Here is a 12,154-nt window from a genome sequence, read left to right as displayed (position 1 = left end):
CCATGTTCGACGACTTCTGGGCCGCCAGCCGCTACTCGGTCCTGCACCGGCGGCGCCTCGGCGAACGACTGCGCGACTTCCGCCCCCGGCCACCGCTGGTCGACCCGCTGGAGCTCCCGAGCGCCCCCGTCGCGCTCCCGCGCCCCGGTGGCCGGCTGCAGAAGCTGTTCCAGGCCCGCCGAAGCACCCGCGAGTTCGCCGACAGGCCGTTGGGCGACAGGCAACTCGGCGCCGTGCTGGGAGCGCTGTCCGACAACAGCTACCCCTCCGCGGGCGGCCTCGACCCGTTGCGCTGCTACGCCTTCCACGACGGCCGGGCGGTGCGCTACGACCTGCGCCGCCAAGCCCTGCAGGACATCGGCGCGGCCCCGCCCGACCTGGCCGAGATCCTCGGAACCCCGTCGGCGCCACCGCTGGCGATCGTCCTGGTGCTCGCGGACGGGGAGTCCTTCGAGAAGTACGGCGAACGCGCCGGGCGCTTCGGCCTGGTCGAAGCCGGCGCCGCGGCCCAGAACATCTGTCTCCGCCTCGCCGAGCTGGGCCTCGGCGGCCACCTGCTGGGCGGCGTGGCGGACCACGAGGTGCTGCACGCCCTGGGCCTGCCTCGCGAGCTCCGCGTGGCCACCGCGATCGCCTGCGGGCATCCGATCACCTGACGTTCACCGGATCGTGTCTACCTACGACGGACGATCACCCGCTACAACTGGCGAGACCTGCTCACAACCGGAGGAGCTCGCATGTCGACGAAGACGCTGCGCTCGGCGTTCGTGGGTGCCACCGCATCCCTGGCCCTCATCTTCACGGGCTCCCCGGCGCTGGCCGTGGACATCGTCGCGGTGACCGACGACTACCTCTACGCGCAGTCCCTGAGCCAGTTCACGACACTGCGCGCCCAGCAGCCCCACGCGGACCAGCTCGACTGGTCCTCCGACGGCTGCTCGTACTCGCCGGACAACCCCTTCGGCTTCAAGTTCCTGCCGACCTGCCACCGCCACGACTTCGGCTACCGCAACTACAAGCGGCAGGCCCGGTTCAGCGAGGCGAACCGGCTGCGCGTCGACGACAACTTCAAGTCCGACATGTACGCCCAGTGCGGCTGGAACTGGACGTGCAGGCGCACCGCCGACCTGTACTACAAGGCGGTGCGCCAGTTCGGAGGCACCGGGAGCTCGACGGCGGACAGCATCGAGCAGGCCGGCCTGGGGTAGCTCACTCGCCGTCGGCGGGGCCGCCTCCACGCATCAGGTAGATCACGTTCTCGAGTTCGTCCGGCTTGATCAGCACCTCGCGCGCCTTCGAGCCCTCGGACGGCCCGACGACGCCCCTGGTCTCCAGCAGGTCCATGAGGCGCCCCGCCTTGGCGAACCCGACGCGGAGCTTGCGCTGCAGCATCGACGTCGACCCGAACTGCGACGTCACGATCAGCTCGGTCGCCTGCACCAGCAGCTCCAGGTCGTCGCCGATGTCGGCGTCGATCTCCTTCTTCTCCCCGGCCTTGGCCGCGGTGACCCCGTCCGTGTACTCGGGCTGGGCCTGGTTCTTCGTGAAGTCGACGATCTGCGAGATCTCCTCGTCGCCGACGAACGCGCCCTGGATCCGGACGGGCTTCCCGGCGCCCATCGGCAGGTACAGCCCGTCACCCATGCCGATCAGCTTCTCGGCACCGGGCTGGTCGAGGATGACCCGGGAGTCCGTCAGCGACGACGTGGCGAACGCCAGCCGCGACGGCACGTTCGTCTTGATCAGACCCGTGACGACGTCGACGGACGGGCGCTGCGTGGCGAGCACCAGGTGGATGCCGGCGGCGCGGGCCTTCTGCGTGATGCGGACGATCGCGTCCTCGACGTCGCGCGGCGCCGTCATCATCAGGTCGGCGAGTTCGTCGACGATCGCCATGATGTACGGGTACGGGCGGTAGACGCGCTCGGAGCCGGGCGGTGCCGCGATCTCACCGGACTTCACCTTGCGGTTGAAGTCGTCGATGTGGCGCACCCGGTTGACCTGCATGTCCTGGTAGCGCTGCTCCATCTCCTCCACGAGCCACGCCAGCGCGGCCGCCGCCTTCTTCGGCTGCGTGATGATCGGCGTGATCAGGTGCGGGATGCCCTCGTACGGCGTCAGCTCGACCATCTTCGGGTCGATGAGGATCATCCGGACCTCGTCGGGCGTGGCGCGCGCGAGGAGCGAGACCAGCATCGAGTTGACGAACGACGACTTGCCGGAACCCGTGGAGCCCGCGACCAGCAGGTGCGGCATCTTCGTCAGGTTCGCGGTGACCATGTGGCCCTCGATGTCCTTGCCGAGGCCGATCACCATCGGGTGCGTGTCCTGCAACGTCGACGGCGCGCGCAGCACGTCGCCGAGGCGCACCATCTCGCGGTCGCTGTTCGGGACCTCGATGCCGACCGCGGACTTGCCGGGGATCGGCGCGAGCAGCCGGACGTTGTCGGTGGCGACCGCGTACGCGATGTTCTTCGTCAGCGCGGTGATCTTCTCGACCTTCACACCGGGGCCGAGCTCGACCTCGTAGCGCGTGACCGTCGGGCCTCGGGTGAAACCGGTGACCTGGGCGTCGATCGAGAACTGGTCCAGCACGCCGGTGATGGCGTCGATCATCTGGTCGTTGGCCTTGCTGCGGGCCTTCGGCGCGTCGCCGTCCTTGAGGATCGTGGGCGGCGGCAGCTGGTAGTCGCCCTCGACCGCGCGCACGGCCATCGCCGGTGCCGGTGCCGCGGCCGCCGCCTTCTTCGCCGCGGGGGCGGGCTTCGGGGCGGGCTTCGGGGCGGGCTCCGCGGGCTCGTCCAGCGGGAGCTCGGCCTGCGGCTCCTCCACCGGGGTCTCGGCGGCTTGGCGGCGGCGCGACGGGCGGCGCAGGCGAACCGGCTTGGGCTCCTCCTCCGGCTCGTCCTCGAAGTCGAACGGCTCGGCCGTGCGCTCGCGGTGCACCAGGGCGCGAAGTCGTTGCGGCACTTCGCGAACCGGCCAGTGCAGCACGCAGAGCAGGCCGAAGACGAAGATCATGACGAGCAGCGGGCCCGCGACCCACGGGGTGAGGCCCTGGGCGAGGAAGCCGCCGGCGAGGTACCCCAGCGCGCCACCGGCGTCGCGGCGGGCCAGCGGGTCCATCGGCAGGCCGCCGATCAGGTGGAACATGCCGAGCACGCCGATGCTGATCAACGTGCCGCCGACGACGAGCCGGAACCGCTCCTCCGGCTTGGCGTCGGTGGACATCAGCACCACGCCGATGCCGAGCAGCACGACCGGGACGAACACCGCGGGGAACCCGACGGAGCTGCGCACGGCGACGTCGACCCACCGGCCGACCGGTCCGCCCGCCTGCCACCAGACCCCCGTGCCCGTGATGAACGCGAGCGCGATCAGGAACAGGCCGAGGCCGTCACGGCGATGTTCCGGTTCGAGTCCTTTGGTGCCGGTGATCCCCCGGACGACGGTGCCGACGCCACGTCCCAAAGCCCCCCACACGGCGCTGAAGGCACCGCCACCGCTCCTGCGCGCGGCGGGCTTTCTGGACGCGGTGGATCGTGCCCGCGGCTTGGCTGGCGCTTTGCCGCGTGACGTGGTCTTTCTCGAAGTCCCTGTACGCCCGGCCATGTCTACAAGGTAGTCCCTCGCGTCCCACCAGCCCCATTTGCAACCGGGACGCGTGCGAAATCCCCATGGTTCCCCGGATCCGCCACGGTGTCCGCACGACACGCCGTACGCTGCCCGGCGTGTCCACACCGCTCCTCTGGCGCGTGCTCATGGCTGTCGACCGGGGCCTCATCGCGCTGACCGGCAAGCTCGAGGTATCGGGCGACATCCCGCCGGAGCTCGTCGGCCAACCGTTGCTGCTGGCGTCCAACCACATCGGCAACCTCGACCCGATGGTGCTCGTCGCCGCGTGCCGCAAGATGGGCGTCAACCCGCGGTTCATGCTCGCGGGCGGGTTGCTCGACGCGCCGGTCATGGGCCCGGCCCTCAAGGCGTGCGGTCACCTGCGCGTCGACCGCCGGTCGGCGAACGTGGGCGAGGCGATGCACCGGGCCGTCGAGGCGTTGCGGAAGGGCGGCGACCCGATCGCCGTCTACCCCGAGGGCAAGATCACGCTGGACCCCGGCATGTGGCCGGAGCGCGGCAAGACCGGCGTCGCCCGCATGGCGCTCGGCGGCGGCATCACGGTGGTCCCGATCAGCCAGTGGGGCGCGCACGAGGCCGTCTACTGGGGCAACCTCAGCGTCGGCAGCTGGAGGGACGTCCTGCCGTACCTGACGTCGTGGCTGCGCGCGGTCCGCAGGCGGCCGACGTTCAAGGTCCACTTCGGCAAGCCCGTCGAGCTGTCGGACCTCAGTGCCGACACGGTGGGCGACGCCCGCCGCGCCCACGAGCGGATCATGATCGCGATCACCGAGAACTTGGTGCCGTTGCGCCTCGACGAGCCGGACCTCCCGAAGTTCCACGACCCGACGCGTCCGACGACCGGCTCCTCCCCCTGGCGGCTCGCGTGATCGAGTAGGCGATCACCGTCACCAGCATGAACAACGGCCTCGGTCCACCCGTGCGGAGGCTGACCGCGACGTCGGCCAGCGGAACGACCAGCGCGACGACGAACACCGCCGTGCTCGCCGTGGGCAGCTTGACCTTCGGGTCCGCCCACGGCGTGCGGCCCCACGGTTTCGCCACGCTCAGCCAGGCCTGGAACGCGATCGCGCTGATCATGAGCGAGGTGCCCACCGGCATCCACGCCGTGACGTGGCCGTGCGCGGCCGCCTCCAGGTTGTCGCTGAGGATGAAGATGCCGACGTAGAGCTGCACGACGGTGATCACGAACTTGGTGAGCACCCACCAGTGCCGGAAGTAGCCCCACGGTGTCGTGGCGCTGAGCATCATGCCGGTGAAGGCGCTGATGTTGGCCATGACGGCGAGCACCCGGTGGTCGAGGAAGCGCGCCATCTCGAACGCGCTGACATCACCGGATTCCATGCCGTACAGCAACAACGCCAGCAACGCGACGGCCTGGCTCATCCAGCCGACGGACGTGACGACGTGCAACCACACCAGCAACGTTCGGGCGCGCTTCTGCATGACATGTAGCTTGCCTACACATCAGGCAGCGCGCATCGGGGATCACCCCTAGGAGAGCTCGTGCAACCGCGCCCGCACTTCCGGGGTGAGCGGGTGGTCGTAGTCCTCGTAGATCGTCAGCGCCTCCAGCAGGTGGGTGCGCGCCACCTCCGGCTGCGCGGCGCTCGCCTCGCCCACCCCGTGCAACGCCTCCGCGAGGCTCTTGCGGTCGCCGAGCACGCGCAGGAAGCCCACCGCCTCGCGGAACGACTCGCGCGCCTCGACCCGTTGTCCCAGCTTCACAAGCGCCCAGCCGATGCTCACCAGCGCCATCGCCTTGCCGTGCACGGCGCCGTGCGAGTCCATCACGTCGAACGCCCTGTTCGCCGACGTCAGCGACTCCTCGTACCGCCCGGCCAGCCGCAGGATGTCGCTCAGGAACAGCCTCGTGCCGCCCTCGCCGAACCACGAGCCGACCTCCGCGTGCCGGTCCAGCGCCTCGCCGAACCGCTCGACGGCCAGGTCGAACCGGCGCAGCCCGCCGTACGCCATGCCGAGGCCGGTAAGGCTCCACGCGGCACCAACCCGGTCGTCGATCTCGCGGCGGACCGCCAGCGCGCGGTCGAACAGCTCCAGGGCGTCGGCGAAGCGCTGGCCGCGGAACGCCGCGAGCCCCAGACCGTGCACCGCCCAGGCGCGCGCTGCCTGGTCGCCGTCACGAGCGGCGGCGCGTTCCGCGATGCGGTACGCGCGGGTCCACTCGTCCAGAGCGCTCGACACGATGAAGTAGTTCCACAGCGCGAGCGGAATCTGCCACGCCGCGGGCGAATGCTCCTCTTCGGCGAGCCGCGTCACCGCGAGCAGGTTCGCGGACTCCGCGCGGCACCAGCGGAACGCCTCGTCGTGCGTGGTGAAGTCCTGTGTGGACAGCGCCGGCAGCAGGAACGCCGGGTGGTCCGGCGGCGCGATGACGGTGCCCGCGGCGTTCGCGGTGTCGAAGTACCACCGCAGCAGGCGTTCCACGGCCTCGCCGCGCCCGCCCGCCGACTCCTCCGCGGCGCTGAGCTCCGTGGCGTACAGGCGGAGCAGGTCGTGCAGCCGGAACCGGCCGCGCGCGACCTCCTCGATCATGTGCCCGCCCGCCAGCACGTCGAGCAACGCCCGAGCCCGCGGCACCGGCACACCCGCCAGCGCGGCGACGGCGTTCAGGCTGATCTCGGCGCCGGGGTGCAGGCCGATCAGCCGGAACGCCCTCGCCGCGTCGGGTCTCAGCGCCAGGTACGACCACGAGAAGGCGGCGCGCACCGCCGTGTCCTCGTCGTCGCCCGTCGCCAGCACGTTCAACCGGTCGCGCTCGTCAGCGAGGTCGCTCGCCAGGTCGGCCAGCGTGAGGTGCGGCCGCGTGACGACCCGTTCGGCCGCGATCCGCACCGCCAGCGGCAGGTGCCCGCACAGTTCGACGAGCTTCGCGGCGGCCTCGGGTTCGGCCTCGACGCGGTCCGCGCCCACCGCCGAGGTCAGCAGCGCCAGGCCTTCGTCGCGCGTGAGGGTCGACAACGTCACCGAGTGCGCACCGTCGCGCGCGACGAGCCCGCCGAGGTGGTTGCGGCTCGTCACGAGCACCATCGACGTCGACCGTCCCGGCAGCAGCGGGCGGACCTGCTCGGCCAGCCGCGCGTTGTCGAGCAGCACCAGGACCCGTTTGCCCGCCAGGACGCTGCGGTAGAGCGCGGATCTCGAGGGCAGGTCGTCCGGGATGCGTTCGGCCGGCACGCCGAGGCTCTGCAGCAGCTGGTGCAACGCGGCCGAGGGCTGCACCGGCGGTGACGACGCGTCGAAGCCGCGCAGGTCGACGTGCAGCTGCCCGTCCGGGAAGCGCGCCGCCACCTGGTGCGCGAACTTGACCGCGAGCGCCGTCTTGCCGACGCCGCCGGTGCCGGTGATCGCGACGAGCACCGGCGAGTGGTCGTGCGGAACGACTTCGGCGAGCTTCGCCAGCTCCTTCTCACGCCCCGTGAAGTCGCGGACCTCGTGCGGGAGCTGAACGGGCACGAGCACGGGCGCCGCCGGTTCGGGCTCCGGGTCGTGGCGGCCGACGAGCAGCTGCTCGTGGAGCCGGCGCAGTTCCGGGCCGGGCTCGATGCCGAGCTCCTCGATCAGCAACCGGCGCAGGTCCGCGTAGACGGCGAGCGCCTCCGCCTGCCGGCCGCCGCGGTACAGCGCCGACATCAGCAAGCCGTGCAGCCTCTCCCGCAACGGGTGCGCGCTCACCAGCGTCGTCAGCTCCGCCGCCACCTCGGCCTCACGCCCGACCGACAGCATCAACGCCGCACGCTGCTCCACGGCCGTGAGCCGCATTTCGGCCAAGCGCGCGCGTTCCACCGCAGCGAACGGCCCCGGCACGCCTTCGAGAGCGACGCCACGCCACAGTCCCAACGCCGCGTCGAACTGCGCGAGGGCCTCTGCGGGCTTCTCACGCAGACGCGCGGCCTCGTCCAGACGAGCGCGGAACACGGCGGCGTCCGAACTGCCGGATGGGAGCCTCAGCAAATATCCGGCGTCCGTGGAGAGCAGCACGGAGCTCGGCGCGCGCGAAGCCCTGCCGGGTTCGAAGAGCCTGCGGAGTCCCGCGACGTAGGTGTGGATGCCGTTGTCGGCACTGGCCGGCGGCTCGTCACCCCAGACCGCGTCGATCAGTTCGCTGCGCGACACGACGTGGTTCGCCCGCAACGCGAGCACGGCCAGCACAGCCCTCTGCCGCGGCGGACCGAGCGCGAGCGCCTCGCCGCCCACCGTGGCCGCGAGCGCGCCCAGCAAGCTGACGCGCAACTCGTTCTGCAACTTCCGTCTCACTTCGTCGCTGTCCGCAGTCATCCGGCAACCTACCGTCAGGATCCGTCCAGAAGCCATCCAGAAGCCGTGCAGAGGAGTTCTCCACACTTCACAAGAGGTGGATTGGGCCGAAATGAGGAGCAGGGCATGAACGCGGCCGAGGTCTTCGACACGCTCGGGCTGGAGTACCAACGCGCCTGGTCGCACCAGCCGGCACTGCACGGCACTCTCGCCTGGTTCGCCGCGACGCAGCCCTCGGGCTCGCGGGTGCTCGACATCGGTTGTGGCACAGGCGTTCCCGTGGCGCGCACCCTCGCCAAGGCCGGCATGAGGGTCACCGGCCTCGACGTCTCGCCCGTCATGGTCGACCTCGCGTCCTCCCAGGTTCCCGACGCCACGTTCCACAAGATCGACATCCGCGACTTCGAGTCACCGCCCGGCTCGTGGGACGTCATCTGCGCGGTCTTCTCGCTGCTGCAGATGACCCAGGCCGAGATCGTCCGGACCCTCGGCCGGATCTCCGCGTGGCTGCGGCCCGGCGGCCACTTCTTCCTCGCCACGGTGGCGATCGACGTCGAGCAGGTCACCCTGCCCTGGATGGGCCAGGAGATCCAGGTGTCGTCGTTCTCCGAGGAGAACTTCGAGAAGCACCTCGGCGAGGTCGGCCTGCGGGTCGTGCGCCGGAGCCGTCCGGTGTTCACGCCCTCGTTCCCCGGCGCCACGCCCGAGGAGTCGCTGCACCTGGTGTGCCAGCGCCCCTGAGCGCTCGGGGTGGGCGGTCTAGTGCTGCTCGGCCAGCGCGCGCCCGATGAAGTGCGCCGACAGCAACGCGAAGATGTACGCCTGCAGCACCTGCACCAGCGCCTCCAGGAAGAACAGCGCGATCGCCAGCGCGAACCCCAGCGCCGACACCGGCTTCAGGTAGATCGGCGCTTGCAGCAGCATGAACTCGCTGCCGAGCGTGAACACCAGGATCAGCAGGTGCCCCGCGAACATCGCCGCGAACACCCGGATGGCGAGGTTGAACGGGTCGAAGAAGAACTTCAGGATCACCTCGGTCGGGATCAGCAGTCCCCACAGCACCGGCTTCGGCACGTCCGGGATGACGAACTGGTTGCGCAGGTAGCCCTTCAGGCCGAACTTGCGGATGCCCACGTAGTGGTAGAGCGGGAAGACCACGAGCAGCGCGACGGCGAACGGGAAGCCGCTGTGCGTGAAGGTCGGGAACTGCACGAGCGGGATGAGCCCGTAGAGGTTGTTCACGAGCACGAAGCAGAAGATGCTGACGATCAACGGCACGTACGGCGCGAATTCCTTGGCGCCGATCTGCTCCCGCGCGATCGTGTTGCGGCCGAAGTCGTAGACCGATTCGGCGGCGAACTGCCAGCGCGACGGGACGAGCTCCAGGTTCCTGGTGGTGACCAGGAAGAACGTCAGGATGATCACGACGGACAGGACCAGCAGGACCTGCGGTTTGGTCACCGGGACGTCGAACGGCAGACCGAACGGGTCGTGCCAGGTGAAGATCGATGGAAGGAGAATGTCGTCTTTGCCCGGCGGGCTGAAGACGTCGGCCATTGGGCGAACCCCCTCGTCCATGGTCTGGGATCAAACCTTATCGGACGAGGGGGACGCAGATCACAGCAGGGTCACGGAAATTCTGCTATTCCACCCGAAGTGTCAGACCGGAATGACGGTCGGAACGATCATCGGGCGGCGGCGGTAGGTCTCCGCGACCCAACGCCCGACAACGCGCCGCACGGCCTGTGCGACCCGGTGCGTGTCCGTGATGCCCTCGGCCTCCGTGCGCGCGAGTTCCATCTCCACGAGCGGCACGACGGCCTCCAGCGCCTTGGGGTCGTCGGAGAAGCCGCGGCCGGAGATCGTCGGTGACGTCACGGCGCGGCCGGAAGCCGTGTCGATGGCGACCGAGATCGAGATGAAGCCGCCCTCACCCAGCACCAGGCGGTCGGACAGCGTCGACTCGCCGACGTCGCCCACGGACAGGCCGTCGACGTACACGTGGCCGACGACGACTCGGCCGGACACCGCTGCCTTGCCGTCGACGAGGTCCACGACGACACCGTCCTCGGCGATCACGACGTGGTCCTCGGCGACACCGGTGGCCACGGCCAGAGCGGCGTTCGCGCGCAGGTGGCGCCATTCGCCGTGCACCGGCATCACGTTCGACGGCCGCACGGCGTTGTAGAGGAACAGCAGCTCGCCGGCCGGGGAGTGGCCGGAGACGTGGACCTTGGCGTTGCCCTGGTGCACGACGGTCGCGCCGAGCTTGGCGAGGCCGTTGACGACGTTGAAAACCGCGTTCTCGTTGCCCGGGATGAGCGACGACGCGAGGATCACCGTGTCGCCCTCGCGGATCGAGATCTGGCGGTGCTCGCCGCGGGCCATGCGCGACAGCGCGGACAGCGGCTCGCCCTGCGATCCGGTCGAGACGAAGAGGACCTCGTCCTCCTGCATCCGCATGGCCTCGTCGAGGTCGACGAACAGGCCGTCCGGCACGTTCAGGAAGCCCAGGTCCGACGCGATGCCCATGTTGCGGACCATCGAACGGCCGACGAAGGCGACCTTGCGCTTGTACTGCACGGCCACGTCGAGCACCTGCTGCACGCGGTGCACGTGCGAGGCGAAGCAGGCCACGATGACCCGCTGGTCCGCCTTGCGGATCACGTTCTCGAGCACCGGGCCGATCTCGCGCTCGGGCACCACGAAGCCGGGCACCTCGGCGTTGGTCGAGTCGACCAGGAAGAGGTCCACGCCCTCGTCGCCCAGGCGGGAGAAGCCCGCGAGGTCGGTCAGGCGGCCGTCGAGCGGCAGCTGGTCCAGCTTGATGTCACCGGTGTGCAGCACCAGGCCGGCGGACGTGCGGATGGCGACGGCCAGCGCGTCCGGGATCGAGTGGTTGACCGCGAAGAACTCGAGCTCGAACGGACCGAACGAGCGGCGCTCGCCCTCGCGGACCTCCACGAGCTGCGGGTTCTGGCGGTGTTCGCGGCACTTGGCGGCGAGCAGCGCCAGCGTGAAGCGGGAGCCCACGACCGGCAGGTCGGGGCGCAGCTTCAGCAGGAACGGGACCGCGCCGATGTGGTCCTCGTGGCCGTGCGTCAGGACGATGGCGTCGATGTCGTCGAGCCGGTCCTCGATGGCGCGGAAGTCGGGCAGGATCAGGTCTACGCCCGGCTGGTCGTCTTCGGGGAAGAGAACGCCGCAGTCGACCACGAGCAGCCTGCCGGCGTGCTCGAACACGGTCATGTTGCGGCCGACCTCGCCAATTCCGCCGAGTGCGACGACGCGGAGGCCGCCTTCCGGCAGTGCGGGCGGCAATTGGGTCGATTGGGTCACGCGTTGACTCCCAGTTCGGCCGCGATGGCCTCGATGTCCTCGGCGACGGCCGGCACCAGCGGCAGACGCGGTTCGCCCACGTCCAGTCCGCGCAGGCGCAGCGCCGCCTTCGTGTACGTCACGCCGGGTACCCGGCGGAAGGGCCGCAGCAGCGACAGCAGCGACTCGTGGATCTCCTTCGCGCGCACTACCTCACCCGACTCGTAGGCGTCGGCCATGTCGCGGAGGCGGTCCGCCGCGAGGTGGCCGATGACGCTCACGAACCCGACGGCGCCAACGGACAGCCACGGCAGGTTCAGCGGGTCGTCACCCGAGTAGTAGGCGAGGTCGGTGCTCGCGATCACCCTGCTGCCCGCGTGCAGGTCGCCCTTGGCGTCCTTCACGGCCAGGATCCGCGGGTGTTCCGCCAGGCGCAGGAGGGTGTCGACCTCGATCGGCACGACCGCGCGCGGCGGGATGTCGTAGAGCATCACCGGCACCTCGGAGGCGTCGGCGACGGCGGTGAAGTGCGCCAGCAGGCCTTCCTGCGGCGGACGCGAGTAGTACGGCGTCACGACCAGCACGCCGTGCGCGCCGGCCTTCGAGGCCTGCTGCACCAGGTGGACGCTGTGGGCGGTGTCGTAGGTGCCGGCGCCGGCGACCACGGTGGCGCGGTCGCCCACGGCCTCGACGACAGCCGTGAGCAGCGCGGCCTTCTCGCGGTCGGTCGTCGTCGGGCTCTCGCCGGTCGTGCCGTTCACGACCAGGCCGTCGTTGCCCGAGTCCACCAGGTGTTTCGCCAGTTCCTGCGCCTTGGGGAGATCGACCTCGCCGCGGGGGTCGAACGGGGTGACCATGGCGGTGAGAACGCGGCCGAACGGGCGGTCCGGCCCTGCGTAGGGGCTTCCTGGCATGCGCAGAA

General features: G+C 70.3%; 10 protein-coding genes. 4 read left to right on the top strand and 6 right to left on the bottom strand.

All coding sequences use genetic code 11. The features are described from left to right. The first annotated feature begins 2 nt into the window (after positions 1 to 2). Together BLQ91_RS05995 and BLQ91_RS05990 are read left to right on the top strand one after the other, a co-directional pair. Positions 3 to 656 (top strand): nitroreductase family protein, encoded by a 654-nt coding sequence (locus BLQ91_RS05995; protein WP_090095578.1) that lies wholly within the window; start codon positions 3 to 5, stop codon positions 654 to 656. A gap of 81 nt (positions 657 to 737) precedes the next feature. After that, positions 738 to 1,208 carry a phospholipase gene (locus BLQ91_RS05990; RefSeq protein WP_090095577.1) on the top strand — a complete coding sequence of 157 codons (471 nt, stop codon included), beginning with the start codon at positions 738 to 740 and terminating at the stop codon, positions 1,206 to 1,208. Between the two features lies 1 nt (position 1,209). Here the strand turns inward: BLQ91_RS05990 and BLQ91_RS05985 are convergent, their stop codons facing one another. Then, positions 1,210 to 3,612 (bottom strand): DNA translocase FtsK, encoded by a 2,403-nt coding sequence (locus BLQ91_RS05985; RefSeq protein WP_090095576.1) that lies wholly within the window; start codon positions 3,610 to 3,612, stop codon positions 1,210 to 1,212. A 119-nt stretch (positions 3,613 to 3,731) separates the two neighbouring features. Between BLQ91_RS05985 and BLQ91_RS05980 the strand changes: the two genes are divergently transcribed. Further along, positions 3,732 to 4,505, top strand: a complete 774-nt coding sequence (locus BLQ91_RS05980) for a lysophospholipid acyltransferase family protein (RefSeq protein WP_245733153.1) — start codon at positions 3,732 to 3,734, stop codon at positions 4,503 to 4,505. On the opposite strand, the gene BLQ91_RS05975 is transcribed toward BLQ91_RS05980, so the two are convergent. Both BLQ91_RS05975 and BLQ91_RS05970 read right to left on the bottom strand, forming a co-directional pair. After that, positions 4,402 to 5,082, bottom strand: coding sequence for a hypothetical protein (locus BLQ91_RS05975; RefSeq protein ID WP_176959575.1), 681 nt, complete (start codon positions 5,080 to 5,082; stop codon positions 4,402 to 4,404). The genes BLQ91_RS05980 and BLQ91_RS05975 overlap by 104 nt on opposite strands. Positions 5,083 to 5,130: 48 nt before the next feature. Next, a complete protein-coding gene (locus BLQ91_RS05970; RefSeq protein ID WP_176959574.1) occupies positions 5,131 to 7,914 on the bottom strand; it encodes an AfsR/SARP family transcriptional regulator in 2,784 nt (927 codons plus the stop codon). Positions 7,915 to 8,040: 126 nt separating this feature from the next. Here BLQ91_RS05970 and BLQ91_RS05965 point away from each other — a divergent pair, with 126 nt between their 5' ends. Further along, positions 8,041 to 8,655: a class I SAM-dependent methyltransferase gene (locus BLQ91_RS05965; protein WP_090095573.1), complete on the top strand. Its 615-nt coding sequence runs from the start codon at positions 8,041 to 8,043 to the stop codon at positions 8,653 to 8,655. An 18-nt stretch (positions 8,656 to 8,673) separates the two neighbouring features. Here the strand turns inward: BLQ91_RS05965 and atpB are convergent, their stop codons facing one another. The 3 genes from atpB to dapA all read right to left on the bottom strand — a co-directional run bounded on the left by atpB (position 8,674) and on the right by dapA (position 12,146). After that, a complete protein-coding gene (atpB, locus tag BLQ91_RS05960; RefSeq protein ID WP_090095572.1) occupies positions 8,674 to 9,471 on the bottom strand; it encodes a F0F1 ATP synthase subunit A in 798 nt (265 codons plus the stop codon). 102 nt (positions 9,472 to 9,573) lie between these two features. Next, complete coding sequence (locus BLQ91_RS05955) at positions 9,574 to 11,253, bottom strand: ribonuclease J (protein WP_090095571.1); 1,680 nt, start codon at positions 11,251 to 11,253, stop codon at positions 9,574 to 9,576. After that, complete coding sequence (gene dapA / locus BLQ91_RS05950; protein ID WP_090095570.1) at positions 11,250 to 12,146, bottom strand: 4-hydroxy-tetrahydrodipicolinate synthase; 897 nt, start codon at positions 12,144 to 12,146, stop codon at positions 11,250 to 11,252. The genes BLQ91_RS05955 and dapA overlap by 4 nt, the downstream gene beginning before the upstream one ends. Positions 12,147 to 12,154: the final 8 nt, after the last annotated feature.

This window comes from Lentzea jiangxiensis (assembly GCF_900104175.1).
GTDB lineage: Bacteria > Actinomycetota > Actinomycetes > Mycobacteriales > Pseudonocardiaceae > Lentzea > Lentzea jiangxiensis.
The sequence above is the reverse complement of the archived record's forward strand: the minus strand, read 5'-3'. Positions and strand labels throughout refer to the sequence as shown.

Excerpts from the sequence above, each read along its gene's own strand:
- BLQ91_RS05995 (WP_090095578.1), top strand. The coding sequence starts at position 3 with ATGTTCGACGACTTCTGGGCCGCCAGCCGCTACTCGGTCCTGCACCGG.
- BLQ91_RS05990 (WP_090095577.1), top strand. The coding sequence starts at position 738 with ATGTCGACGAAGACGCTGCGCTCGGCGTTCGTGGGTGCCACCGCATCC.
- BLQ91_RS05985 (WP_090095576.1), bottom strand. The coding sequence starts at position 3,612 with ATGGCCGGGCGTACAGGGACTTCGAGAAAGACCACGTCACGCGGCAAA.
- BLQ91_RS05975 (WP_176959575.1), bottom strand. The coding sequence starts at position 5,082 with ATGCAGAAGCGCGCCCGAACGTTGCTGGTGTGGTTGCACGTCGTCACG.
- BLQ91_RS05965 (WP_090095573.1), top strand. The coding sequence starts at position 8,041 with ATGAACGCGGCCGAGGTCTTCGACACGCTCGGGCTGGAGTACCAACGC.
- atpB (WP_090095572.1), bottom strand. The coding sequence starts at position 9,471 with ATGGCCGACGTCTTCAGCCCGCCGGGCAAAGACGACATTCTCCTTCCA.
- dapA (WP_090095570.1), bottom strand. The coding sequence starts at position 12,146 with ATGCCAGGAAGCCCCTACGCAGGGCCGGACCGCCCGTTCGGCCGCGTT.